Raw genomic sequence first — 26,139 nt, 5'->3', positions numbered from 1 at the left:
TTGCAAACGGTGGAACGGAAACGTGTCTCACTGCATCAGGGACGTGACGACAATAATCCGTCCGGAATGGCTGTCAGAGAAAGCTGCAGGTCGTCTGCGAAATGTGCATCAAACGTCGTTCTCCGGTTTGATGTCAGCACATGTGCGACGCTGCAGTGAAGAAGCAGGTAATCGGAATGCTCAGGAATTCTGAGTTCACACTGCACTTGTTCCCAGGTGGCGGGATCGCGGTCGAGTCGTCGACAGTGCTGAAACGTGGCTGCATCGGAGTGATCGCGCAGTTGTCCCGCCGACAGCTTTGAGAGCTGGGAGACCGTTTCGGACGATAATGCATAGATCCCGACCGTACTGGAGTAGTCCTCGTCATCCGGAAAGCGGTACGTGTTGAATCGTGCTGCAAATTGAGCCATGAACGGCTCCCCTTGGGACTGTTTGCGATAGGATCGCAGGTCGACCAGTCGGTAGATGTCTCCGTAGTAGCTTTCCGCGGAATTCGGTTTGCCGGGGTAGTCGGCGCTGAGGTATCGCAACATCTGTTGTCCTTCAAAAGGACGAACTCCGAAGCTCTCCTGAACAATTTCGCACACATCCCCTTCCCAGCGATCGGGAAGACTGGGAATCTCTGTCGCGGAAGGAGGGGGACCGGACTCAAACCCTTCCATGAGCAACACAGTACGAGAACTGGAACGCGGACCGCCCGCGATCGCCCAGGCCACCCCTGTCATCAGGATCCCGATCCCAATCCCGATTCCCAGTGCACTGATTGACCTTTCGGCGACAACTTTCACAACTCTGAGGAGACGGTCCCCCGCGCTCGTCTTCGATCGCTTCAGCTGGGTTGCAGGAATTTCTTCCCGATCGGGAAAGGCGATGCGGACCGCCTGGGCAGCCAGCCCGTGGACCTCGGCCAACCGCCAGAATCGTTTTCTCGCCCCCTCAGACTGCGAGAGCATCGACTCAAGCTCAAGTTGTTCCGATTCCGTCAACGCATGATCGAAATGCCCCTGGATCAAGCGGTCCAGATAATTGTCAGTCAAGACAGTCTCCCCTGATCGAGCTGACGATCCAGGCACTCGCGAAGAGCAACACGAGCCTTCGACAGCGTGACGTTGATCGAATTCACCGTTCGGGCCAGGCGTCGGGCAATTTCCGAGGGCCCGTGTTCATTGCGATATCTCAACAGAATGACTTCACGGGCCCTCGGAGCGAGTTCAGCCATGCAGTGGGTCAAAGCGGCCAGCTTCTCTTCCCCAGCCCAATCCTCCGGGCACGATGAGATTAAGCACTCCAGCATCGCTTCACTCGATTGGTTCCGCTTTGCAGCTCGATGAAACTCCAGGAGCTTCAGGCGGACGATCGCTTTACCCCAGGCCAGAAAGCTGGTCTGCGGATCGAATTCGTGTGCTTTAGCGGTCACGGTCAAAAACACTTCCTGAATGACGTCCTCTGCTCGGGCAAAGTCCGGCCACAGTGAAACGGCGAACGCAAACAACTGTCCCTGATATTTCACGAACAGCTGCTGCACTTTCAGGGTCTGTTCATCCTGTTCGGGCATGCTTCTCACCAGATGATTCGCAACAACCAAAACTTATCCGACAATTTCTAAGGGCGTCCGGACAAAACCTATTCAGCGATGAGATATCTCCAGGTGATGAGTGAGTTGGCGATGTCATGGAACGCTTGGTGCACTTCCTCCAGCCTGTCCCAGCGAATCCGCAACCTGCGGAATTGTTTGAGCCAGCTGATGGTCCGTTCAATCGGCCAGCGGGTCGCACCCAGAGACGAGTCCTGCCGCTGACCTCGTTTGGGAATGAAGGTCTCAATGCCAGCCAGTCCCAGCAGGTCCCGAGTTGCCTGGCAGTCGTAGCCTTTGTCGGCGGTCACACTCCGTGGGCAATCCAGGGGGCGTCCCCGCTTGCCACCAATCTTCGGGTACCTCAGAAACACCAGTGGCAGAAGTTGTTTCAGATCATGAACATTGGCGGCCGTCAGGATGTTCGCCAGCGGAATCCCATTGTGAGTGGTCATCAGGTGAGACTTGCTGCCGCAGCGACCACGATCCGTCGGATTCGGTCCGGTTTTTGTCCTCCCAACGGGGCCTTGATCAATCCGGCATCGACGAGCACGTCCGCCAGTTCCAGACGCCCGGCTGCGTTCAGCACGGTGAGGAGGTGGCGATGAATGTCCTGAAAGACTCCCAGGTCGATCCACAGCTTGAGACGTCGATAGCAGGTCTTGTAGGAACACCCCAGTTCCAAGGGCAGGTCCTCCCAGGCGATGCCGGTCTTGAGCACGAACAGAATGCAGGTGAAGACGGTCCTGTTCTCCGCTGGCGGTCGGCCGCCTTTGACAGAGAACTCGTAAGTCGGAAAGAACGGCTCGATCTCGTCCCACAAGTCATCACTCAGCAATCGGGTGGCCATATCAGTTCCTCCGTGAACGGGAAAAACCAGACCTTCCCAAAATTTTCAAACCATGCCAACATTAGTTTTGTCCGGAACCTCTAAGTTTTTCATTTTCGTTCGAAAAGAGACGGCGCACAGCAGGTCTGAATAAGCGACAGAAACCTGTAACAATCGGCGGCTACACAGGATGCGGCTTCATGGCCTCATTACAGCTATCGAGGGCACGCTCCGTTCGCTGTACGAATACTCAAGGGCCATCCATCGGGATGAAGGAGCCGTTGACATTCGCGGTGATGGAAGTCTGGGCGAATGAAGCGCACTCATCCGTCGGTCGGATGCTCATCTGATTTGAGTGGAAATCTGCCTCGCCTCATGGGTTCGCTTCGGTTTCGACCACCTGAAGTTGGCGAGCGCCCGAGATCCGACGTTTCGTTCCACACAAAGTATCTGCGTGTGAAAATCGTTTTTAATTCGTGGGAGTGCGTCTCGGCAGTTGGAGCGCGAACGTCGTCACGCCTTGACTGCAACGGACCACCACCTCACCGCCGTGAGCTCTCGCAATTTCACGAACGATATAAAGTCCCAGCCCGAGTCCGCTGTGGTCGTCATGGCTGGTGCCTGGCGATGAACCTCGCCGGAGCGGATTGAAGATCTGGTCACTCATCAAGGGATCAATCTCGCGGCCGTGATTGGTGACCTCGAGATGAACGGCAGTCTCCTCGCCGCGCAGCGTCACGCGAACCGGCATGTCGTCGTATCCGTAGCGGATCGCGTTGGAAACAAGGTTGCGAATCAGTTGCTGCAGGCGCGAACCATCCCAACGACCAAGGTTCTCGCCGGTCGCCAACAGCTCGATTTGCCTCTCCGGGTGCGTGACTCGAAGCTGTTCCAGTTCATCGGCAACGACCGCCGCGAGATCGATCTCGGAGGGGACAACTTCGATGCCCAGGCCCAGATTCGTTCGATTGAAGTCCACCAAGTCATCCAGCAGGGCCTGCATCGCTGATCCGCTGCGGATCAGCATCCCGACCGCTTCCGAGATCTCTCCTCCGGCGTTCAGGGTCGACAGGTAGTTGGCCGTCACCACAATGGCATTCAGCGGGTTCCGCATATCATGCCCCAGCATCCCTAGAAACAGATCGCGATGTCGTTCCACGAGAGCATGATAATGGCTCACCGACTCCGCAATCGCCTGATCAATCGCCTCGTTAAAGCGGATGACCTCGTCGATTTCCGGTTCAGCCAGAGCGCTGGCGTCGATCCACATTCGGAGGACACTGGCACGCAGAGCACGGTATTCGGCGACAAGCTGGTTGATGTCGAATCCGCTGTGGGCTCGCATTACAGCGTGCGTCTGCGCCGCTGTTTCAGGGGCATCCGGCGCCTGAATCGCCCGGCCCTTGGACTTTTCTGACTGTTCCTCGCGGGTCTGGGGTGTGGTGATATCATGTGCGACAGCCAGAAGGATGTCCCGGGCATGATCTCGCAGGGCAAGCGACGTCATCCCCTCTGCCGCTGGGAGCAGTGTGGCGGCGAACGCTTCCCACTCTTGCAGAATTCTCTCCATCTTTTCCGAGATGAATTCCGACAATCGCATTTCCGGCTCCTGCTTCGGGAATGAGGCCCCACAACATTGACGTCCCTGCGTGAAAGTCTCCCATCGTGTTCCATAATAGCTGGAGGACTTCAGTTAGATAGTCCGTGGGAGAGGCGATTTTCGCGGCATGGTCCAAGCCTGGACAATTCAATCCATCCACCACCCGTCTTCACGAGTCTGTCGGCGGATGCGATCGGTATTTTCGATTCGGTGAAGTGACTGGCAGATCAGTGCCCCCCCATCGCACCCCCAACAAGAATCCCCAGTTGCTCAAGACCATGCTGGGAGCCTGCCGCGTCGACCAAGTCCGAAGCGAAGGAACGGGCCAACAGAAAATTGACTCGGTCAGTGATTGACGCCGATTCTCGAGGGTACTTTTGACCTTAATGAGGTCGATCGTTCTGGACAAGGAACCCTGCGTCGAAAATAATTGCTCCTCAGTTGCAGAAGCTTGGGGCATAAAGGTTTTCGTCTCCTATCAGACGCGAGCTGGTTCTTTGCGAATGACTTCGCACAGATTCGAACTGGGGTTGGGGCACTTTTGTGGCGTTCTCGCCATGAATGACCGGAGGTTCCGTTGTCACTTTCATTGGACCAGGTTTCTCAGCAGTTATCATCGGCGGGGGTCTTGACGGCCAACGAAATCAAGAGCTGCATCGATGGACTTCCTGAAGAGTCTCGCCCCCAGGACGCCCAACAGCTGTTGAAACTGCTCGTCAAACGGAAACTGCTCACGACGTTTCAGGCGCAGCAGGCATTTGCCGGAAAGTCGAAAGGGCTGGTGCTTGGGAACTACCTGACGCTCGACAAGCTGGGGCAAGGGGGGATGGGGGTGGTGTTAAAAGCCCGGCATCGACGAATGCAACGTCTAGTGGCACTCAAAGTCATGTCGGAAACGGCGGTGAAGACCCCGGACGCGGTGCAGCGATTTCAGCGGGAGGTTCAGGCAGCAGCGAGACTCACGCATCCCAATATTGTCCTTGCGTTCGATGCGGACGAGGCAAATGGTACTCACTTTCTGGTTATGGAGTATGTTCAGGGGAGTGATTTACTCTCACTGGTGAAACGTCGTGGTGCCTTACCTGTTCCACAGGCAGTCAATTACATCCTCCAGGGGGCCCGCGGTCTGGAGTTTGCGCATCAGCAAGGTGTCATCCACCGCGATATCAAACCGGCAAACCTTCTCCTGGACCGGACAGGCGTCGTCAAAGTCCTCGATATGGGACTGGCCCGATTCGATAACAGCGTAGGCGGAGGTGCCGAGCAGGCGGGACTCACCAGCACCGGTTCCATCATGGGGACCGTGGATTACATGTCTCCCGAACAGGCAATGGACACCAGGCATGCCGATGCCCGAAGCGACATCTATTCACTCGGGTGCACTTTACACTTTCTCCTGACCGGACGAGTTCCCTACGGTGGCGATACCGTCATGAAACGTCTGATGGCCCACCAATCCACTCCGATTCCAGAGCTGCCCCTGGATCCTCCTCCCGGTGTCTCCGACAACATCTGGTTCCAGCAGATGTCTGCCCTGAACTCCATCTTTCATCGAATGGTGGCCAAGCGGCCGGAAGATCGCTTTCAGACGATGACAGAAGTGATTCAGGAACTCGAACGTTGCTTCTCAAAACATTCCTCCACGCTGAATCCGCATCCCGCTCGCAACGAATCGGCTGAACTGGAGAAGGGACAGCCTCGGACGGGAAGTGACACCGCAAGAGGAAAAGCCGCCACGTCCGCGGTGACCACCCACCGATCAGCCTCGCTCACGGAAGAAGATCCCTCTTTATTTGTCGACACGTTCATATCCCAGTTCGGGTCGGGGACAGACCCGTCACTACAGTCGACGAGACTGCTCTCGCCCACCAGAAGCAAACCACCTCGCAACTTTCTGATTGCCGGAGGAGCGGCGTTTGTGGCACTCATGCTGCTGGCGGGCGTTTGGGTTATTGTCAGGGATAAGAATGGGAAGGAGGTCGCCCGGGTGAACGTTCCTGACGGTGGAAGCGCGATCGTCCAAGTCGAGCCAGCAACGTCGATTCAGAACTCGGCAATGGCAACAGAGTCTCTGCAACCAGAAGCGATGACGGTTGCGTCTTCCCTTGAGCAGCCCCGGAATTGGAAACCGACTTCCGAACAGAAGGCGTTTTTCGATCACGTGGCAACGCTTCCCGCCGAGCAGCAGGTTCAGTCGGTCCATCAGAAGCTGATCGAGATCAATCCAGGCTATGTCAGCGCAAAGACCGCCCATTCCATTGAGGAAGAAAAAGTCACTCAATTCTCAGTCATCGCAGACGTGAACGAATTTCGGATCTGGCCCGTCAGGGCATTTTCTGATCTGCGAAAATTCAGCTGCTCTCCGAGCGCGTGGCGGCCAACCGGGCTGAAAGACATCTCTCCACTCCAGGGCTTAAAGTTGATCGAGATCCAGATCGGCTTGTCGAGTGTTGAAGATTTGAAACCGCTGCAGGGCATGCCTCTCAAAAGCCTGGACGTGAATTACTCGAAGGTGTCCGACCTCTCCCCGATGCGTGGTTCACAATTAAAGCACTTGAACTGCATGGGAACCGCGGTCACGGACCTGGCTCCTCTGAAAGGGCTGCAACTCGAAACGCTGGAGTGTGCCCATACAGAGGTCGTTAATCTTGCTCCGCTCGCGGACATGCCATTGTCTCAGCTGAACTGTGATTTCACTCGCGTTTCCGACCTGAAACCATTGAAAGGGTTAAAGCTGACTTCTCTTCGGTTTGCTCATAGCCCGGTGTTCGACCTCTCTCCACTTCAGGGGATGCCACTCAAACTTCTGGCATGTTCGAGCACGGCAGTCATTGATCTCACCCCCCTGAAAGGAATGCCACTCGCCGAACTGTATCTCACCCAGACTCTGGTGCGTGACCTTTCCCCAATCGAAGAACTGCCGCTCACCCTTTTCGCGTATAACTATGGCTTTTCTGCAGATCTCACCCCAATCAAACATACGCCATTAAAACAACTCTGGTATATCCCCCAATTCGCCCATGATCCAAATGAAGCATGGCTGCGAACATTCCCACTCCAAAAACTGAATGGGCCCTGGCCACTCGGTCAACGACCCGACGATTACTGGAAATCACTGGATGATGCACGCAAGAAAGCTCACAACTTCGCCGAAGAGGTTTCCGGTCTGCCAGCGAATGAGCAAACGACAAGAGTGACCAGTGCACTTCGAGATCTCAACGAGGGAAAAATCGGAGAGTTGAAATCAACCGAGAGCGACGGGGCTGTCGTTGATGTCACTCTGCAGCTCTCGGGCGGCGATATTAACGCAGAGATTTCCGATTCAACACGCGATCTCACTCCGCTTCAGGGTTTTTCGCAGCTGAAGCGACTGACTTTGAAAGATGGGGTGTTCTGGCTGGACCTGTCTCCGCTGACCGTACTTCATCTGGAAGAACTGAATTGCCGAGATGACATCGCCAGGAAGAATGCAAAAGTCTTGCTGGGCATGAAATCGTTAAAAACCGTCAATGGCCATCCGATCCAGAAGTATCTCGACGAGTAATCAACCTCGTCCTGCCATCCGCAACGAAAGAGATGCTAACGCTTGACGACAGACTCGCGTTCCACAAACGTTGCTTCGAGTTGAATTTCGACGTCCGGCGTCTCCGTCGGTTGCAGCATGCGGCGGACCAGTTGCTGGACAGCCAGGTGACCAATCTGCTCGGCATGGATGTCGAACGTTGTGAGGCTTGGATGTAATCCGGCGATCCACGATTCATCGTTATTCGCTGAGATGACGCTGATCTCCTCTCCCACCTGCAGCCCCCGTGTCGCCATCGCGCGATAGAACACGGCAGCGACACTGTCAGCCGCGGTAAAAATCGCCGTGGGTCGCGGATCCAATGAGAACAGTTCATCAATCAGTTGTCCGACGGCTGCCTCATTGATCGGTGGCTGCAGGGGCAGGTGCCACCCCTCTTCAGGAGCCCGACATAAGCTGACCACGCTGACTCCCAGCCTCCGAGCCTGGGCGACGAAGCCGTCCTCGCGAATCATGAACTGCTGATGATCCGGCTTCGGATTGAGAAATGCCAAGTGCCGGTGGCCCTGTCGAACCAGGTACGCTGCCGCCCTCGCTCCAACATGATACGAATGCGAGCAGACCGAGTCTCCCCAGCATCCCAGTGGCTTTCCGAGCAGCCAGACGGAAGGTAAGTCCCGTAAGCGATCGATCAGCTGATTGTGTTCACGTCCGATCTCATTCCCTTGAAGGGCGCCCAGCAGGATGACACCATCCAACGGCTGTGACAGCAACGCCGGAGTGGACGCGTTCAGCTTCGGCACATGCCTTAAGAGGACATTTGCACCCGCTTCGGAAAGAGCCGCCTCGGCTCCATTAATCGCCTGCGCAACGGCCGGCACTGACAGCAGGCTGCGATCCATTCCCAGTGAAACGATGCCGACCACCTTACCTTGCAACGCCTGCTCGAGGTGACCCGATCCGGGGGCCGGCTGGTGTCGGAAGTAGTTCATTTTGACCGCGAGAGCCCGAATCTGCTCGGCGCGCTGAACGCTGATCGCCGGATCCCCCTTCAGCACTCGACTGACTGTGCTGATCGAGACATTCGCCGCATCGGCGAGTTCTCGCATCGTGACTTTCATGGATCGACTTTCTCTAGAGTGTCTGTAATTTCAAGTCTGGACACTGACCGCTGGCGAAAACTCGTCACCCGCATCGGTCATGCAACTCGCCGAGTCGAATCCTGACGTTGATCACGCTCTCGCCATTCCTGCGTGTGGCCATCCTAGCACAATCCACTCCGAATCCAATGCAAATTTTTGCACTACAACAGGGGCTTCCACTCTGAGTGCGTTCCGACGCAGTCACAATGGTTCCGCTGGAAGACCGCGAGTCTTTGACGTTTCCAACGGACAATTCACCGAATCGCGGGACTGAACTGCACTTCTCCCCCTCACGGCCCTTGGTACTGTACAGACTTTCCTTGACTCTCTCGATTCATCCCTACCACCTACTGGATAACACGTTACACTCAATTCACAACCTGCGTTGAATGAGGGCTCAACCGAAAAGCAGGATCATTGTCGGCCGCGAGGAAGGTGGACGAAACGGTACGCAAAACGAGCTGAGACTCAGAATACCCACGGACATGGATGGCGCGTGCTCCGGTAAAAATCGACGAAACTTTTGCAAATATAGGGCAAAATAGTTGCATGGCTGAATGGCGATGCGTAAGATCGCCCTCAGTTGCACACATAACGAAAGATGCCGCTCCTTTCGACATCTTGATGATTCACTCGATCTGGCCTCGAGCTTTTTCCCTTGTGAGAACGTTTCGTTCGGACGTTTCTGAGCCGTCAACGTTCGGGCATGTCCTGGCTGCTGATCGACCCGCGCGGAAAACGCGTTCGGCTCTTGATCTCACGTCAACTTGAATCTTGTTCTGATCTGAGTTTTTTCTCTTTTGGAGGCCTGAGATGCCAAAGTCGTGTCAGTCTCGTCGATCTCCCATGCGTCGTGCTTTTACTCTCATCGAACTGCTGGTGGTGATCGCGATTATCGCGGTCCTGATCGCGCTGCTCCTGCCTGCCGTGCAGCAGGCCCGGGAAGCAGCCCGTCGCAGTCAGTGCAAGAACAACCTGAAACAACTCGGCCTGGCGATTCATAACTATCACGATACGTTCAATCTTTTTCCCCCGGGGTGCCTGAACACTGCGACAACCGCCACTCATGCGATCTGGGCCTGGGGCGCTTTCATTCTGCCTCAAATCGAGCGGTCGTCTCTCTACAACACGTTGAATGTCAACACTCAGAAGGCCGAACAGTCGCTGGCTGCGAACCTGACCGCCTTTCAGACACCACTTTCCGTCTTCCGCTGCCCCTCGGACTCGGGTCCGCCAGTCAACGACTTTCATTGGGGAGCCTGGTACACAAGTCTCTCGAGTCCGAATTATCTTTATTTCAGTCCGTACGCTTCAGATGATGCGAGGTATTCTGTCACCACGTCGAATTACGTCGGGAATTGCGGTCATTGGGCATGTCAGGACGGGACTGCCACGGGGGCCGATTCTGTGCGATTCTCCGGGATGTTTGCTCATCGCAGCCGGTTAAACATCCGCGACATCACCGATGGGAGCTCGAATACGGTTCTTCTGGGTGAGCGGAGTTTCTATAACCGCTCTGGTGGATCATGTGGTGCTGGAACAGCCCTGGTCACAAAAGGGGTGGCTGGAGGTATTACAGCCACTCTGGCCAACGGGACGCCTGGTGTGGAAGCAACGTTTGCACGTGGTGCGGCGCCCATCAATGTACCGACCGGGAGCGGTGATGCGGTTCAACCCAGCAGTCTGCTGGACTGCATGCGCGGCTACGCCAGCTTTCATACTGGTGGGGTTCATGCTCTTCTGGCCGACGGTTCAGTCCGATTCATTTCAGAGACCATCAATCAGCGTATCGACGCGAACATCGACAGTACCTGGGAACGACTGCTGGTTCGTGACGACGGTCAGGTTGTCGGCGAATTCTAGACCAGTTTGGTCTATCATGTGCAGGCGATCCAGGACTTTCACCGCATGAAAGTCCATATGATCGCCTGCGGAACGTAATAGATTATTTGCAAAACCGCTCTAAAGCGAATCTCACGAAAGCGCGGCGTTCCGGCGGCGATCAACACAGCTTTCGAACGACAAATCTCCCTGAATTGCCGCACTCCCCGGAGACAGGGGCTCAGTCGACCAGTCGGGATCTCTGCGTGCATCAATCCGATGTGCGCAGGGTGTCCGGCATGAATCAGACGACATCGTATTGAGGCAGTCGTTTTTTTCTGCCGCCCGGCGGCGGTATTCGGTCAATGTGATCACATCTTTGCTCAAGGGCGTGAAATGCAACGTCGACATTGTCTGGCTGCACTGGCCTCCCTGGTTCTGTCCGGTTGCGGCTCCCGTGGACCGGCACTCGGGAAAGTGACCGGGAAGGTCACGCTGAATGGAAAGCCCGTGGTCGGCGCTGGAGTGATCTTCAATTCTTCATCCGGCGGCGAGGCGGATGGCCCTGCCTACGGACAGACCGACGAATCTGGGATGTACACGCTGAGGTATGGATCGGATCGAAAAGGGGCTGTCCCCGGCACGAAGAAAGTGATGATCGAGCACAACGGGGTCTTCTACGAAGACCTGACGGCCACGGTAGAACTCGGGAAGAACACCATTGATTTTCAACTCCCTGAGACCCCCGAGAAAAATGCCGGAAAGGGCAAGGAGAAGAAGTCGACACCATGAATCATTCACTGATAATCGCCACCCTTCTGATACTGAACCTGGGCAGCGTCTGTGCCGGAGAGACGGTTCAGGAGATTCAGCCGACACATTCCGACGTCGCTTACGGTCCACATCAACGAAACACTCTGGACTTCTGGCAGGCGAGCGGTGACGGTCCGCGACCTTTGCTTGTCTATATTCACGGTGGAGGCTGGGCACATGGCGACAAGAAGGATCTGAACGGGAAATGGATTCCCCCATTTCTGAACAAGGGGATCTCTGTTGCTTCGATCAACTACCGTCTGAGTGGGGACGCTGCGCTTCCCGCCCCGGTTCATGACGCCGCCCGGGCGGTTCAGTTCCTCCGATCGAAGGCCGTGGAGTGGAATATCAACAAGGATCGCATCGGGCTCAACGGTGGCAGTGCGGGGGCGTGTACCGCGATGTGGCTGCTCCTGCATGATGACCTCGCCGACCCGCACTCCGCTGATCCCGTGCTCCGTGAATCGACACGTGTCACTGCCGCCGCTGCATCAGCCGGCCAGACATCGATCGATCCCAGGATTGCTGAAGAATGGCTCGGTCCGATCGTGCTCAGGCATTACATGCTCAGCAGTTCGGTCGGAGAATCGACGATCGAATCAGCATTGGCACACTACGACAAACACCTTCCATTTTACCTTGAGTTCTCTCCGATCAACCACGTCGATGGCCATGACCCGCCGCTGTTCATGTCATTCGACAAAGATATGACGCTGCCTCCGAAGGACGTCACTCATGCGATCCATCACGGCATTTTCGGCGTGAAGATGAAAGAGCAGTCAGATCGCGTCGGACACGAATGTTATCTGCTGATTCCCGGAACGTCCCAACCGAAGGAATTCAACACGTCAGCCGACTTCCTGATGGCGAAACTGCTGAATTGATTTATGAAAATCCACTTGAGTTTCACGATCGTCATCCTGCTGGTCTCCGGACTTCAGGCGCATGACACCTGGCAGCCGGTCAACACTCAGGCAGCGGGGCAGGAGCCGCCATCCGCCCGTCAATCGCTGGAGATGCTGCGTGTGCCACCCGGGTTTCAGGTCACTCTTGCTGCGTCGGAGCCGGACGTACGGCAGCCGATCGCCATCGCATTCGACGCTCGTGGCCGGCTCTGGGTTGCCGAAAGTTATTCATACAACGGCTCGACTTTCACTGACGAGCAAAGCGACCGCATCCTGATCTTCGAAGACCGTGACGGCGATGGGACCCTGGAAACTCGCACGGTATTTCAAGAAGGCCTCAACCGGCTGTTTGGACTCGCACTGGGCTTTGGTGGAGTCTGGATTGCCGCTGCCCCCAACATCTCCTGGATTCCTGATCGGGACGGGGACGATCGGCCGGATGGCTCTCCGGAAGTGCGGCTTGATGGATTTACTCTTGAAGCCGAACACAACTCCGTCAATGGCCTGACCTGGGGTCCGGATGGATGGCTTTATGGTCGGCATGGCATCAAGCAGCCTTCACTTGTCGGACGCCCAGGACAACCTGCTGACGAGCGCGTTCCACTGAGTTGCTGCATCTGGCGATATCACCCAGTCCGGCAGACATTCGAGGTCGTTGCGGACGGGACGGTCAATCCCTGGGGGCTTGATTTTGACGATTACGGCGAAGGATTCTTCAGCTCAAGTGTCGTCGACCACTTCTGGAATCTCATTCCGGGGGCCCGCAACACTCGCCGCAGGGGTTCGAACGAACACCCGAATCCCTACACTTACGAACTGATGGAAGCCTCCAGCGACCACTTGCACTGGGATGACCGCAGCGGCGAGAAGGCTGACCAGCCGGTCCATGGGAACGATCCCTTCGGCGGGGGACATGCGCACTGTGATTTGATGATCTATCTCGGTGATCGGTGGCCGCAGCAATATCGCGGCCGCGCGCTCATCAGCAATATTCACGGACGCCGCATTAATCAGGACCGGATTGCGACAGACGCGATCGGACGGCGGATCGCACAGCATGAAGGGGACTTCCTCCGCAGCCAGGATTCCTGGTTCCGAGCTGTGTCGATGGAATATGGACCGGATGGCGACACCTTCATCACTGACTGGTCTGATCTGGGGGAATGCCATGATCGCGACGGCATCCACCGGACCAGCGGCAGAATCTACAAGGTCAGCCGGGGAGCGCCGCGGCAGATTCAGGTCGACCTCGCTGCCATGACGATTTCCGAGCTTGTCTCATTCCAGACGCATCCGAATGACTGGTTCGTCCGGCAGAGCCGACAGTTGCTGCAGGAACGCAGCGTTGCGGGGGAATCGATGCAGCAGGCCCACGAGCAGTTGCGGGAACTGGCCACGAGTGCGGGTGATGTCAGGCATCGGCTCCGGGCAATCTGGGCGATTTTTGCCACAGAAGGGGCGACTTCGGACTGGCTGCTCCAGCAGTTGCAGAGCCAGGATGAACAGGTCCGGGCATGGGCGATCCGACTCTTGAGCGATGGCCCTCAGATCCAAGAGGGCTGCCTGCCCACTTTTGCCATGCTGGCTAAAACCGATTCCTCGTGGTTAGTGCGGAGGGAACTAGCCTCAGCTGGACGTCGCCTGCCCCCTTCCGAGCGATGGCAAATCCTCATCCCGCTGTTGACGAACCATGCGGCAGTCAGTGAAGCCAATCTCGAAAGACTCATCTGGTACTCGCTGGAACCGGCCGTTGCCTGTGATCCCAAACGTGGTCTGCAACTGGCCGAATCCCCGATTCCGTCCCGGTTGCGACGTTTTATTGCTCGACGAATTGCAGATGAAATCGAGAATTCGCCGCAGGTCGTCGACCAGCTGTTTACCAGCATGGAAAGGTCGAAAACTCCCGAACATTTCCTGGACCTACTGACCGGAGTCAACGAGTCGATCGTACGAACGCGGCCGCGTGTTCAGCTTGGAAATTTGCAGCGCGCACTGACCCGCTGGACTGAGCACGACGATCCGCGTGTGCGTCGCGCTGCTATTACGACCGCGATGATCCTGGGAGAGGAACCGCTGGTCGAATCCATTGGTCTTCTGATCCATGATCCCAATGTTGATGACGATCTCCGCCGCGAAGCTTTTGCCGGACTTGTCGCGCGGCATCCACCCAGCCTGGCCCGCCATCTGACTCAATTGATCAATGATCATCAGCTCGTCTCACAAGCATTGCTCGCGGCGACGAGAGTGGATGATCCTGAGCTGATGAAGGTGCTTCTGGAGAAATACAGATATTTCTCCCCCGCTGATCAGGAGTTGTGCATCGATGCGTTAATTGCCCGGGTCGGCTCGGCAGGCAGCCTGTTGAACGCGGTCGAAGCGGGAGGGATTTCTTCTCGCGACATTTCTTCCCGGCAGGCCGCTCAAATCGCGGCCCTGCGCAATGAGTCGCTGCTAGAGCGACTTACGAAGGTCTGGGGATCGGTTGGCTCCACTTCTCAGGAGCGGCGTCGCCTGATTGCCGAACTGAAGCAGCAACTCCGTCCTGACACTCTGCATGGAGCCGATGACAAACAGGGACGCCGACTGTTCCAGGAGAAATGTGCAACATGCCACAAACTCTTTAATGAAGGTCGAACGGTGGCCCCCGACTTGACGGGCGCCCAGCGTAAAAACCTCGACTATCTGTTGTTGAATATCATCGACCCAAATGCCACGGTGCCCGCCGATTACCGGATGAGCATTCTCGCGCTGGAGGACGGACGCGTGGTGACCGGATGTATCACGGCGTCAAATGAACGTGCCGTCACTGTACGCACTCGTGATGAGGAACTCCATTTCCGTCGTGAAGAAATTGAAGAGATCAAAATGCTTTCCACTTCTTTAATGCCTGAAGACCTGCTGAAAGGATTGAGTCCCGACGAGATTCGAAATCTGTTCTCTTATCTGATGTCGGACGGCGCACCATAAATCAAACCTGCATTGGATACTGAGTTCACCTAAGTGACTTTTCCTCGAAGAATGTTCCCCTCAACAACGTAAGGAATCGAAATGAACCGACGCGAATTTCTTACAGGGACGCTGGCTGTCGGACTGTTGCCCCCCCTGTTCACTCCAGCTATGTCCGCAGAGTCGCAGCCGGGGATGACACTTGGATGCAGCACCTATGGACTCAAATCGTTCACAACGGAAAAAGCGATCGACCTGATCGAAAACACAGGCTTTGATTCAATTGAACTCACCATCTGGCCTGACTGGGATCTGGATCCTGTCAAGGTGGATGCCGGCCGACGCAAACGAATCCGGGAACGACTGAAACAGAGCCCTCTTAGATTGACCGCACTCATGGAGGACCTGCATGTGCAAAAGAAGGGAGAAGACCTGAGCGACAGACTCGAGCGAATCAAACGCGCGGCTGAACTCGCACACGACCTGACCCCCGAAAGTCCGCCAATCATGCAAACCGTGCTGCATGGTCAGCGGTCTTCACCAGAGATCCTGCAGCAGTATGCTGAAGAGCTCGGTGAATGGGTCAAGGTGGCGGATTCTGTCGATCTGCTCATCGCGTTCAAGCCGCATCGGGGAAGTACGGTCAGTCGCCCTGATGAGGCAGTCTGGATCATCGAGACTCTCAACCGCCCGAAAAATCTGAGAATGTGTTTCGACTATTCCCACTACGACTTGCGCGACATGACGCTGGAAGGGACGGTCAGTCAGGCTCTCCCCTGGATCGCTCATGTTGCTGTCAAAGACGTCGTTCCTGCCGGGAATGGCACTCGCTTCGTCTTGCCAGGCGAAGGAGGGCGTATCGACTATCCCCATCTGCTCACACTGTTGCAGCGAGGCAACTACCGGGGCGACATCAGCTGCGAAGTGAGTGGCCAAGTTTCGTCCCGGCCAGACTACGATCCGGAAGCGGCTGTCAGCCAGTGTTATACGAATATGTCTGCCGCGTTCGCACAGGCAGGCATTTCACGCCCACAAAAGAACGACTAAGGACTTAAAAAATGCATCAAGTACTGCTGCCTATTGGAGACGCGACAGAAGTCATGGATACGCTGTATCCCTTTTTTCGACTTGGCGAAGATGGCTTTGACGTTGTTGTGGCGGGCCCGGAAGCTCGACTCTACAACGGCGTCATGCACGAAATTCCCCCGGGCGAAGGAATCCCCTGGGACATCACTCGCGAGCAGCCGGCATATCACGTCAAGGCGGAAGTCGCATTTCGCGACGTGAATCCCGAAGACTACGCCGGGCTGTTCCTGAGCGGAGGCCGTGCTCCGGAATACTTGCGTTACGACCTGGACCTGCTCCGGATCACCCGACACTTCTTCGATGCAAATAAACCGGTTGCCATGGTCTGTCATGGGGTCGAGATTGCCGCGGCAGCGGGCTGCCTCGTCGGCCGGTCTGCGACCACGGTGCGTAAGTGTGAACTCGACGTGACACAGTTTGGTGGAATCTATGTCGACGAGCCCTGTTGTGTGGACGGCAATCTGATCAGCGCCCGTACCTGGCACAATTATTCACTGTTCATGCCGAAATTTATCGAATTGCTGCAGTCTACGGTCGAACTGGAGCAAGTGCGAAATTGATTTTCCGTGGAGATTGAAGTTGATTCATTGTGTCTTCCGTCAAGGAGGACACAATGATGGGCAATCATCACGTACGGCGTTCCCTCCACTGACCTTACTCGGGAGCGAACCGGTAACCGATTCCCTGTTCGGTGAGAATGTAACGTGGGCGCGCGGAGTCCTGTTCCAGCTTCTTTCGGAGGCTGTTCACGAAGACCCGCAGATAGTGATTCTCATGTGAGTCCTGAGGTCCCCAGACTTCCCGCAACAGGAACCGGTGTGTCAGGACTTTTCCCTGATGCCTCAGCATGGTCACGAACAGTTTATACTCCAGCGGAGTCAAATGGACTTCGCTGTTGTTTCGGAACACCAACCGGGAAGTCAGGTCGACCCGCAAATCGCCCACCGTCATGACGGTCGACTCTTTGCTGTTGCGGTGGACATGTCTTAAGGCTGTTCGAATCCGGGCCAGCAGTTCACCCAGCCCAAACGGCTTGGTGAGATAATCATCTGCTCCGTGATCAAGTGCCTGAATCTTTTGCGATTCCTGATCCCGGGCGGACAGCACGATGATGGGAGCGAAACACCATTCCCGCAGGCGTTCGAGCACTTCCTGCCCATCCAGATCTGGTAATCCGAGATCGAGAATCACGACATCAGGAGGCTGGCTGACTGCTTTTTTCAGACCTTCCTGTCCCGAGGTCGCTTCTGTGATCAGATAGCCTTCGCTGGACAGAGATGCCCGCAGAAACCGCCGGATCGGCGGTTCGTCTTCGATGATCAGTATGTGGTGATCGCCTGCCATGTGCCGATTCTACTCGACTTGAATCCGAGGAGCATCCTTCCTGAGCGGAAGTCGAATGATGAACTCCGCACCGCTTTCCGGAACACTCGCAGCGGTGATCGTCCCCCCATGGGATGTGATGATTGCACGACAGATTGCCAGCCCCAGTCCGCTCCCCCGACCGCTGTCTGCTGCGGGGAACGCGCGATAGAACCGGTTGAAGATTTTCTCTTCGGCACCGGCGGGGATTCCCGGACCGGTGTCGGACACGCTGATTCGAATCACGTCGTTTTCCGGAACTGCACTGATGTGAATGCCTGTTCCAGCAGGGGTGTGCCGGGCTTCGTTTTCCAGGAGATTGACAAAGACCTGTTCCAGCAGCAGACCATCGACAAAGATCAAAGGAAGATCGTCCGGGATGTTTAGCTGGACCGGATGCTGGTGGAGCTCTTGTTGTGTGCGACGAAGGGCACTGCCGACAATCTCTTCCAGCAGGTGCCATTGCAAGTGGGGAGTTGCGGCCCCCGCGTCCAGCTTCGACATCTGAAGAATGTTTTCCAGAAGCCTGTCCAGCCGCTTCGCTTCTTCATTGATCGACTCCAGCAACTGGCAGCGAATCGCTTCATCAAGATTCGAACTTTGCAGCAGACTGCTGCTGGCCCCTGCAATCGCAGCCAGCGGAGTTTTCAGGTCATGCGAAACGCTGCTCAGCAGACTGTTACGAACCTGCTCCGTTTCCGCTTGAATATGGGCCTCTGCGGCAGCGATGGCCAGTTGATCCCGTTCCAGTGAGAGAGCGAGCTGATTGACACAGGCTTCGATAAAGCGACGTTGATCGGGTTCCAGTAATGTCTGCATCTCACTGGTTCGTATGCCAACCGCGCCTAACGATCTCTGTGAACCGATCATTGGGAAGAAGACCGCTAATGCGTTAGGCAATGTGTCTGTCCCCGCCCCGGCAATCTGGTCATGATCGATCACCCATTGTGCCGTCGGCAGACTGACAGGATGGCTCGCGATGGTTGATTCATTTCCAAAGATCAGTTCCGCCGGGCCTGATCGAGAAGACAGGTAGATGGCGATTTCTCCACTGGTGAGTTCGCTTAATTTGCTCCCGGCGGCATTGACCAGAAAGACTCTCCCGGAGAGCGAACTGAGTTGTTTGCCCAGTTCGAACAATGCCGACGTTCTTCGTTCACGCCGGCGTGCGCTCTCGATCTGTGCCCGCAGACGAGAAGTGAGTGTGCTGATCCCCAGTCCGATCATCAACATGACGGCGAAGGTGACTGCATACTGAGCATCGGCAGTGGCAAACGTATACAGGGGCGGGACAAAGAGGAAATCGAAGGTCAGAACCGCAAGAATGCTGCTCAGAACGGCGGGACCTTGACCATCACGAAAGGCTGCCCATGCCACTCCTGCGAGAAAGATCATCACCGTGTTCGCTTCTGCATCCGCAATCCGCAGGGATCGCAGCCCCGCAGCCAGGCCTGCCGCCACCATGATGGCCACAGTCGCCTTCAGATATGAACTTCGATTGAGATGAGCGCCAGGAGATTTGACCGGCGTGGAGGGTTGAATGTCTTCCTTTCCGTGGATGACATAGACGTCAATCTCTCCGCTCTGTTCGAGAAGATCATCGACGACCGTTCCAAAGAGGAATCGTCGCCAGCGTGGTTGCTTCGTCTTTCCGACGAGAATTTTGGTGACATTCCGGGAACGTGCGAAGTCGAGAATCGTTTCCGTCACGCTCTGGCCTGCCAGTGTCAGCGTCTCTGCCCCCAACCGTTCCGCAAGCCGAAAATGTTGAGCGATCTGCTGTCGGGCGGCGTGGCTCGATTCTTCTCCTGTGAGATCGACAGAGACCGCGATCCACGAAGCGTGGAGTGCCGTTGCCATCCGTTTGGCAATCCGGATCACTCGTGCTGTCGTCGGACTGGGGCCGATGCAGACCAGCAACCGATCGACTGTCGCCCATGATTGGACAGCCGCTTTCGCGCGGCGTCCCGCTTCCACGTCATCGTGAATCCGGTCGGCAGCCTGACGGAGTGACAACTCCCGCAATGCCGTGAGGTTCGATTTCTGAAAGAAACTCTGAAGAGCCCGATCAGCCTGCTCGGACACATACACCTTTCCCCCCTTGAGACGGGCGAGCAGCTCTTCCGGGGTGATGTCGATCAATTCGAGAACATCGGCTTTCTCGAAGACGCCATCAGGAATCGTTTCCCGAACGATGACTCCCGTGATCTGGCCGATCACATCATTCAGGCTCTCAATGTGCTGCACATTCAGCGTCGTCCAGACGTCAACCCCTGCATTCAGAAGTTCCTCAATGTCCTGCCAGCGTTTTTCATGTCGACAGCCCGCTGCGTTGGTATGGGCGAGTTCATCGACCAGAATCAGGTCCGGATGACGAGCGAGTGCGGCATCGACATGGAACTCTTTGAGAGGCACTCCTCGATACGGGATCTCCAACAGGGGGAGGGCCTCGAATCCTTCCAGCAGGGCCTCGGTATCAGCTCTTCCATGTGGTTCGATGTATCCGATCACCACATCCCGGCCTTCGTGCTTTGCCTGCCGGGCGGCCTGGAGCATGGAGTAGGTCTTGCCGACACCGGCAGCGTAACCGAAAAAAATACGAAGCGAACCTCGTTTTTCTTCGGCTTCCGCTGCCTGAACCTGTGTCAGGATGTGATCGGGATTGGGACGCATGTCCGGCATCTGAAATCGTTACTTCGTTGGAGGCTGATCCAGGGCCAGATTCAACTGCAGGACGTGGACTCTCGGTTCACCCAGAATACCGAATTGTCGCCCTGCGGTATGCTGGTGGATCATTTCCCGCAGTTGCTCTTCGGTCATGTTCCGCAACGGAGCGATGCGTGGGACCTGAAACTCGGCAGCAGCGACAGAAATGTGAGGATCGAGTCCGCTTCCGGATGCGGTCACGAGATCAACGGGAATTTTTGATGTTGCTGTTGTCCATTTTTGCAGTTCTGAAATTCGGGATTCTGCTGCCTGTTTCAGGCTTGGATGCAGAGGACCGTAGTTTGAACCACTGGAGGCAGCTGCATTGTAAGGGACGGGAGAGGTCGCTGAGAGTCGTCCCCAGAAGTATTCGGGACGAGTGAATTGTTGGCCGATCAACTCGGAACCCACGATTTTCTGTCCATGCTTCTGCAGGCTGCCGTTTGCCTGATGGGGAAACACGGTTTGAGCCACGACCGTGGCCACCAGCGGATAGACTCCACCTGTCAGTGCTGTCAGTGCGATGAGAAGGAGAGTCGCAGATCGTAATTGTTGGAGCATGTTGTTTCCTCTGTGATTCCAGGATGTACTCAAACAGTGAATCAGGACAGGCCCACTGCCGACAGCAGCAGGTCGATCATTTTGATTCCGATAAAGGGGACGATCAGCCCGCCAAGTCCGTAGATCAGCAGATTGTTCCGTAGCAATTGAGTCGCCCCGACGGGACGATAGGCCACCCCGTTCAATGCCAGGGGCACCAGGGCAATAATGATCAGGGCATTGAAGATGACCGCCGATAGAATGGCACTGGTTGGAGAGGAGAGTCGCATCAGGTCCAGAGCCTTCAGTGCAGGATACGTGGCGGCAAACGCAGCCGGCAGAATCGCAAAATACTTGGCGACATCGTTGGCGATGCTGAATGTGGTCAGCGAGCCACGAGTCATCAGGAGCTGCTTGCCAATGTTGACGATCTCGATCAGTTTCGTGGGATTCGAGTCGAGGTCGACCATGTTGCCTGCTTCTTTAGCTGCCTGCGTCCCGCTGTTCATCGCCACCGCGACATCCGCCTGAGCCAGTGCCGGGGCATCGTTGGTGCCGTCCCCGGTCATGGCGACCAGCCGGCCCCCCTTCTGGTAATCACGAATCAGCGAGAGCTTGGCTTCTGGAGTGGCCTCCGCCAGATAGTCATCGACTCCGGCTTCCGCAGCAATGGCCGCGGCCGTCAGGGGATTGTCTCCCGTGATCATGACGGTTTTAATGCCCATCTGCCGCAGTTCGGCAAATCGTTCCTTGATTCCTCCTTTCACAATATCCTTGAGTTCAATCACCCCGAGGATTTTTGAATCCCGGCTGACGACGAGTGGAGTTCCGCCCGCTTTGGCAATCTGCTGAACATTGTGTTTCACATCGTCCGGTAGGAATCCCCCCCGTGACCGGACATGAACCTCGACCGCTTCGGCAGCTCCTTTGCGAATCTCCGATCCATCGATGGTGACACCGCTCATGCGAGTACGAGCGGAGAACGGGACGAAGTGAGGCTTGATCTGCTCCAGCTCCCGTCCTCGTAATCCGAATTGCTTTTTGGCCAGGACCGCGATGCTCCGGCCCTCCGCCGTCTCATCCGCCATGGATGCCAGGTGAGCCACTTCGGCCAGTTCCTGGACCTGAACTCCCTGAGCGGGCACAAACCGGGTTGCCTGCCGGTTTCCCAGGGTAATCGTCCCGGTCTTGTCCAGCAGAAGAACATCCACGTCGCCTGCCGCTTCGACCGCTCGACCCGACATGGCGATCACGTTCGCCTTGCTGAGGCGATTCATTCCGGCGATCCCGATTGCGGAAAGCAGGGCTCCAATTGTGGTCGGAGCCAGGCAGACAAACAGAGCGACGAGAACCGTGAGACTGATCGGCTGCCCTTCCCCGGAGACTTGGACGCTGTAGATCGAATAGGGAAGCAGTGTGGCGACGACCAGCAGGAAGATCAGAGTCAGAGCAGACAGGAGAATCGCCAGGGCAATCTCGTTGGGTGTTTTCTGCCGCTTGGCCCCTTCCACCATGGCAATCATGCGGTCCAGGAAGCTCTCTCCCGGCATCGTTTTCACCTGAATGATGAGCCAGTCGGAGATGACCCGGGTTCCTCCCGTGACAGAACTGCGGTCTCCTCCACTCTCCCGCACGACTGGAGCACTCTCTCCGGTGATGGCACTTTCGTCGACGGAGGCCACCCCTTCAACGACTTCCCCGTCTGCAGGGATCGTCTCACCCGCTTTCACAATGACGAAATCTCCCCTCTTCAATTCAGTCGCGGAAATGTCCTGTCCATGACGATCAGATGCTGAGGCAACCCGACGTGCAATCACGGTGGATCGACTCTTCTTCAGTGAAGCTGCCTGGGCCTTTCCGTGCCCTTCTGCAATGGCTTCCGCAAAATTGGCAAACAGGACCGTGAACCACAGCCAGATCGAAACTCCCAGAATGAAACCGGACGATTCGCCCCCCGACGTCGTTAGCGAATTGATCCAGAACAGCGTCGTCAGCATGCTTCCCAGATAAACAGCGAACATCACTGGATTTCGAAGCTGGACACGGGGATCGAGCTTCTGAAACGAAGAGACAATCGCTTCGCCGATCACATTTTGATGGACATGTTGTGTGGATATTCTTGTCATTTTCCAAGTCCTATTTCATCGCTGGAAGCTGAAAGTGTTCGACAATCGGTCCCAAAGCCAGAGCAGGGAAGAAATTCAACGCTCCCACGACAATCACGACAGCAACCAGCATCATGACAAACAGGGGAGTGTCGGTGGGAAGCGTTCCCGGACCAGAAGGGACCGACTTTTTAGCTGCGAGCGAACCAGCAATCGCCAGAACCGGGAGCATCACCCAGAATCGACCGATCAGCATCGCCAGTCCCAGGAGGCCGTTATAAAACGGTGTGTTGGCCCCCAGCCCCGCAAAGGCACTGCCGTTGTTGTTGGCAGCGGAGGACAACGCATAGAGAACTTCGCTGAAACCATGGGAGCCGGGATTAAAAATCGTTGCTCTCCCGGCTGGCATGACGACAGCCACAGCGGTCCCGACCAGGACCATCGCACAGGGAAGCAGAATCGCCAGCGAGGCCATCTTCATTTCGAACGCTCCGATCTTCTTCCCCAGATACTCTGGAGTCCGCCCCACCATCTGCCCGGCAATAAACACCGCTACAATGGCAAACAGCAGCATTCCATAGAGACCGGAACCGACTCCTCCGAAGACGACTTCCCCCAGCTGCATCAGCCACAAGGGGATCAGACCGCCCAGCGGAGTAAATGAATCGTGCATCGCATTCACAGAACCATTCGATGCAGCGGTCGTCGCGACGGACCAGATTGCAGAGTTCGCGATTCCGAATCTGGATTCCTTGCCTTCCATGTTTCCTCCCGGCTGCGATTCGGAGGCAACCTGATCAACGCTGAAATTGGTAAGCACCGGGTTTCCGTGCTGTTCGGCGAACGTCGTGGCCAGGAGAAGCGGAATGAAGTTCACCGCCATCGCGGAGAAAAGCGCCCACCCCTGACGAGAGTTTCCGACCATCTCCCCAAACGTGAAGCACAGAGCAGCTGGAATGAGAAGGATCGCCAGAAGTTCCAGAAAGTTCGAGAGCGGCGTTGGATTCTCCAGTGGATGAGCCGAGTTGGCATTGAAGAATCCGCCTCCATTCGTCCCCAGCTGCTTGATGGCGATCTGAGAAGCAGCTGGACCAATGGCGATTGTCTGTGTGGAAATCGTCTTCCCATCCGCGTCAACCAACGGTTCGAAAAGTGTGACTTCCGGAGCAGGGCCTATCGATTGAACTACCCCCTGAGAGACGAGAACAACGGCCAGAACCAGCGACAATGGCAAAAGGACATAAATCGTTCCTCGCACCAGATCGACCCAGAAGTTGCCGATCGTCTGGCAGGAATGCCTGGTGAACCCCCGGATCAGGGCCATCAACGCCGCCATTCCCACTGCTGCAGAAACAAAGTTCTGGACTGTTAAGACCAGCATCTGTGTCAGGTAACTCATGGTGAGTTCGCCACTGTAGCCCTGCCAGTTCGTATTCGTCGCAAAGCTGACAGCAGTATTGAATGCAGAATCCGCCGTGACAGGTCCCAGTTGTGCGGGGTTGAAAGGGAGCGGGGCTTGCCATCTCTGAACGAAGTAGACGCTCAGAAAGCTGACGAAGCTGAAGACGAGTACCGCCATGGAATACTGCTGCCATCTCATCTCTTCCGTGCGATCGATTTTGCAGAGTCGATACAACAGCCGCTCAAGAAGCCCCAACGGTCTTTCCAGGAACGGAGTTGTGCCGGTATAGACTCTGAACATGTACCAACCCAACGGTTTGGCACAGGCCAGCAGAACTCCCAGAAAGAGAGCCGTTTGGATGAATGTGTTTCCCGTCATGAAAACTTCTCCGGAGCCAGAAGAGCGACAATGAGGTAAATCGCCAGACCACCTGCAACGACGAGCGAAAGAACCGTAGGCCAGTCCATGTTTAATCCTCCACTTTCAGGAGTGCGAAGAAGCGAACCAGACCGCAGGAAACAGCAAAGAATGCTGTTCCCGCCCCCAACCAGATGATGTCCATGTCAATTCCTTCAAAGGTGAACTTCGTGAAAGAATTAGATCAGCGAGGACATCAAAAAGGGGTTAAGAATGAATTTGGGGATATCAAATTTTTATCAAGACGCACGTGCCGATCGTTCCCGCAGACCGACGAGTGAGGGTCAAGAGAGCCCTCGGTGCCGCAGCGGAGAGGGCCCGCTTTGCTTCGCCATACGGCTGCTTGAATGCAGTGAACACTGAAGCTTGAGTTGAGTTCTGAGGGGGAGAGTCCGTTAGCACCCAGAGCGACTCTGACCACGGACTCGCACAAGATCGCGCGAACATTCCGTCTGACGTGAAATGCCCTTTCCCTTCAGGCCGGTGCAATCTCAAGCCCCTGTCTCAGGGGAGTGTGGCGGCGATTCGGGGAGATTTGTCGTTCGAAAGCTGTGTTGATCGCCGCCGGAACGCCACACGTTCGTGAGATTCGCTCAAGGCGGAGTGAATCACGAGTCGTTCATTCCCAATTCAGATGAGAATGCCAGCGGTCAGACCAACTCGTTGATAGAATCGGTGGCGAACAGGAGCAGTTGCCGCCATTCGACATTCACCACGTCACTTCCGAGGAGTTAGCGAGTCAGGGGTCGACTTACCCAATCACCGGGATCTCGACGTCGGAAGAGTTCCCGACACGTTTCAGGCGAGGGTTAAGCTCGATGTTCAGACTGGGCAGTTGTTCGTCCCTGAAACTGAACCTGACTGGACAATTACTGATTACAATAGAAACAGTGCGAGTTCTCGCTGAAAGACTTTGGCAACCATGAAAACGAGATTGTTTCTGAAGACTGTTTTCAGAACAGCTGCCCCCTGCGTAGATTGTTCAAAAAAATGCGGAGATCATTCAAGATGTCCGCTGGAGTTTTATGCGAATATATGGCTTTGTGAAAATTGTTTCACTCGCCTGCATTGGAATTTTCTGGAGTGATCAGAAGGAAATTCGCTGTCAGATTCCGCAAAAATTCGGAATTTCCGGGAAATGTCCTTTGCCCGTGGTTTGATCCTTTTCGAGTGACTCGCCGTGGTTGCAATCATCGCGATTCTGTCTGACCTTCACCTTCACTCCGTCCAGCAGGCTCGCGAATCGGCACGCTGGAAACCATGTCGCAACATTCTCAAACGACCTGGGCTTGCCTCGCTCAACAAGTACGAAACATTCGGAGTGTGTCCTTCGGGAGGCGAGACAATGGCAGGCCCCCGATATCTCGTG

General features: G+C 55.9%; 18 protein-coding genes. 7 read left to right on the top strand and 11 right to left on the bottom strand.

Going from position 1 to position 26,139, the window contains the following annotated elements; translation table 11 throughout:
- Nucleotides 1-35: 35 nt before the first annotated feature.
- The 4 genes from SH661x_RS12680 to SH661x_RS12665 all read right to left on the bottom strand — a co-directional run bounded on the left by SH661x_RS12680 (nt 36) and on the right by SH661x_RS12665 (nt 4,002).
- Nucleotides 36-1,037, bottom strand: coding sequence for a hypothetical protein (locus tag SH661x_RS12680; protein ID WP_437221914.1), 1,002 nt, complete (start codon nt 1,035-1,037; stop codon nt 36-38).
- Nucleotides 1,034-1,555, bottom strand: coding sequence for a sigma-70 family RNA polymerase sigma factor (locus SH661x_RS12675; RefSeq protein ID WP_437221912.1), 522 nt, complete (start codon nt 1,553-1,555; stop codon nt 1,034-1,036). Before SH661x_RS12675 ends, SH661x_RS12680 begins: the two co-directional genes overlap by 4 nt.
- 68 nt (nt 1,556-1,623) lie before the next feature.
- A protein-coding gene (locus SH661x_RS12670; protein WP_437221910.1) for an IS5 family transposase occupies nt 1,624-2,423 on the bottom strand; the annotation gives its coding sequence in 2 pieces (ribosomal slippage) (nt 1,624-2,084 and nt 2,084-2,423; 801 coding nt in all).
- Between the two features lie 448 nt (nt 2,424-2,871).
- Nucleotides 2,872-4,002 (bottom strand): ATP-binding protein, encoded by a 1,131-nt coding sequence (locus tag SH661x_RS12665; protein ID WP_437221908.1) that lies wholly within the window; start codon nt 4,000-4,002, stop codon nt 2,872-2,874.
- A gap of 577 nt (nt 4,003-4,579) precedes the next feature.
- Between SH661x_RS12665 and SH661x_RS12660 the strand changes: the two genes are divergently transcribed.
- Nucleotides 4,580-7,546 (top strand): protein kinase domain-containing protein, encoded by a 2,967-nt coding sequence (locus SH661x_RS12660; protein WP_437221906.1) that lies wholly within the window; start codon nt 4,580-4,582, stop codon nt 7,544-7,546.
- Between the two features lie 35 nt (nt 7,547-7,581).
- Here SH661x_RS12660 and SH661x_RS12655 read toward each other — a convergent pair whose 3' ends face one another.
- The gene (locus tag SH661x_RS12655; protein ID WP_437221904.1) at nt 7,582-8,646 is read right to left on the bottom strand and encodes a LacI family DNA-binding transcriptional regulator; all 1,065 of its coding nucleotides are present in this window, start codon (nt 8,644-8,646) and stop codon (nt 7,582-7,584) included.
- Nucleotides 8,647-9,480: 834 nt separating this feature from the next.
- Here SH661x_RS12655 and SH661x_RS12650 point away from each other — a divergent pair.
- From SH661x_RS12650 to SH661x_RS12625, 6 genes are all read left to right on the top strand, one after another.
- Nucleotides 9,481-10,530, top strand: a complete 1,050-nt coding sequence (locus tag SH661x_RS12650; protein ID WP_437221902.1) for a DUF1559 domain-containing protein — start codon at nt 9,481-9,483, stop codon at nt 10,528-10,530.
- Nucleotides 10,531-10,884: 354 nt separating this feature from the next.
- A complete protein-coding gene (locus SH661x_RS12645) occupies nt 10,885-11,280 on the top strand; it encodes a hypothetical protein (RefSeq protein ID WP_437221900.1) in 396 nt (131 codons plus the stop codon).
- The gene (locus SH661x_RS12640) at nt 11,277-12,185 is read left to right on the top strand and encodes an alpha/beta hydrolase fold domain-containing protein (RefSeq protein ID WP_437221898.1); all 909 of its coding nucleotides are present in this window, start codon (nt 11,277-11,279) and stop codon (nt 12,183-12,185) included. The genes SH661x_RS12645 and SH661x_RS12640 overlap by 4 nt, the downstream gene beginning before the upstream one ends.
- A 3-nt stretch (nt 12,186-12,188) precedes the next feature.
- A complete protein-coding gene (locus SH661x_RS12635; RefSeq protein ID WP_437221896.1) occupies nt 12,189-15,173 on the top strand; it encodes a PVC-type heme-binding CxxCH protein in 2,985 nt (994 codons plus the stop codon).
- An 81-nt stretch (nt 15,174-15,254) separates the two neighbouring features.
- On the top strand, nt 15,255-16,199 hold the full coding sequence (locus SH661x_RS12630; protein WP_437221893.1) for a sugar phosphate isomerase/epimerase family protein: 945 nt from the start codon (nt 15,255-15,257) through the stop codon (nt 16,197-16,199).
- 11 nt (nt 16,200-16,210) lie between these two features.
- Nucleotides 16,211-16,798, top strand: a complete 588-nt coding sequence (locus SH661x_RS12625; RefSeq protein ID WP_437221891.1) for a DJ-1/PfpI family protein — start codon at nt 16,211-16,213, stop codon at nt 16,796-16,798.
- A 94-nt stretch (nt 16,799-16,892) separates the two neighbouring features.
- Here SH661x_RS12625 and SH661x_RS12620 read toward each other — a convergent pair whose 3' ends face one another.
- From SH661x_RS12620 to kdpF, 6 genes are read right to left on the bottom strand one after another with little or no spacing between them, the layout of a single operon-like run.
- Complete coding sequence (locus SH661x_RS12620; protein ID WP_437221889.1) at nt 16,893-17,582, bottom strand: response regulator; 690 nt, start codon at nt 17,580-17,582, stop codon at nt 16,893-16,895.
- 9 nt (nt 17,583-17,591) lie between these two features.
- Nucleotides 17,592-20,273 carry a DUF4118 domain-containing protein gene (locus SH661x_RS12615; RefSeq protein WP_437221887.1) on the bottom strand — a complete coding sequence of 894 codons (2,682 nt, stop codon included), beginning with the start codon at nt 20,271-20,273 and terminating at the stop codon, nt 17,592-17,594.
- An 18-nt stretch (nt 20,274-20,291) separates the two neighbouring features.
- Nucleotides 20,292-20,867 (bottom strand): potassium-transporting ATPase subunit KdpC, encoded by a 576-nt coding sequence (gene kdpC / locus SH661x_RS12610; RefSeq protein ID WP_437221884.1) that lies wholly within the window; start codon nt 20,865-20,867, stop codon nt 20,292-20,294.
- A 41-nt stretch (nt 20,868-20,908) separates the two neighbouring features.
- On the bottom strand, nt 20,909-22,972 hold the full coding sequence (kdpB, locus tag SH661x_RS12605; RefSeq protein WP_437221881.1) for a potassium-transporting ATPase subunit KdpB: 2,064 nt from the start codon (nt 22,970-22,972) through the stop codon (nt 20,909-20,911).
- A gap of 10 nt (nt 22,973-22,982) precedes the next feature.
- Entirely contained in the window at nt 22,983-24,731 is a 1,749-nt protein-coding gene (kdpA, locus tag SH661x_RS12600; RefSeq protein ID WP_437221879.1) for a potassium-transporting ATPase subunit KdpA, read from the bottom strand.
- Complete coding sequence (gene kdpF / locus SH661x_RS12595; protein WP_437221876.1) at nt 24,728-24,820, bottom strand: K(+)-transporting ATPase subunit F; 93 nt, start codon at nt 24,818-24,820, stop codon at nt 24,728-24,730. Before kdpF ends, kdpA begins: the two co-directional genes overlap by 4 nt.
- Nucleotides 24,821-26,139 lie beyond the last annotated feature (1,319 nt).

Source organism: Planctomicrobium stercoris (assembly GCF_051465655.1).
Classification (GTDB): domain Bacteria; phylum Planctomycetota; class Planctomycetia; order Planctomycetales; family Planctomycetaceae; genus Planctomicrobium.
The sequence above is the reverse complement of the archived record's forward strand: the minus strand, read 5'-3'. Positions and strand labels throughout refer to the sequence as shown.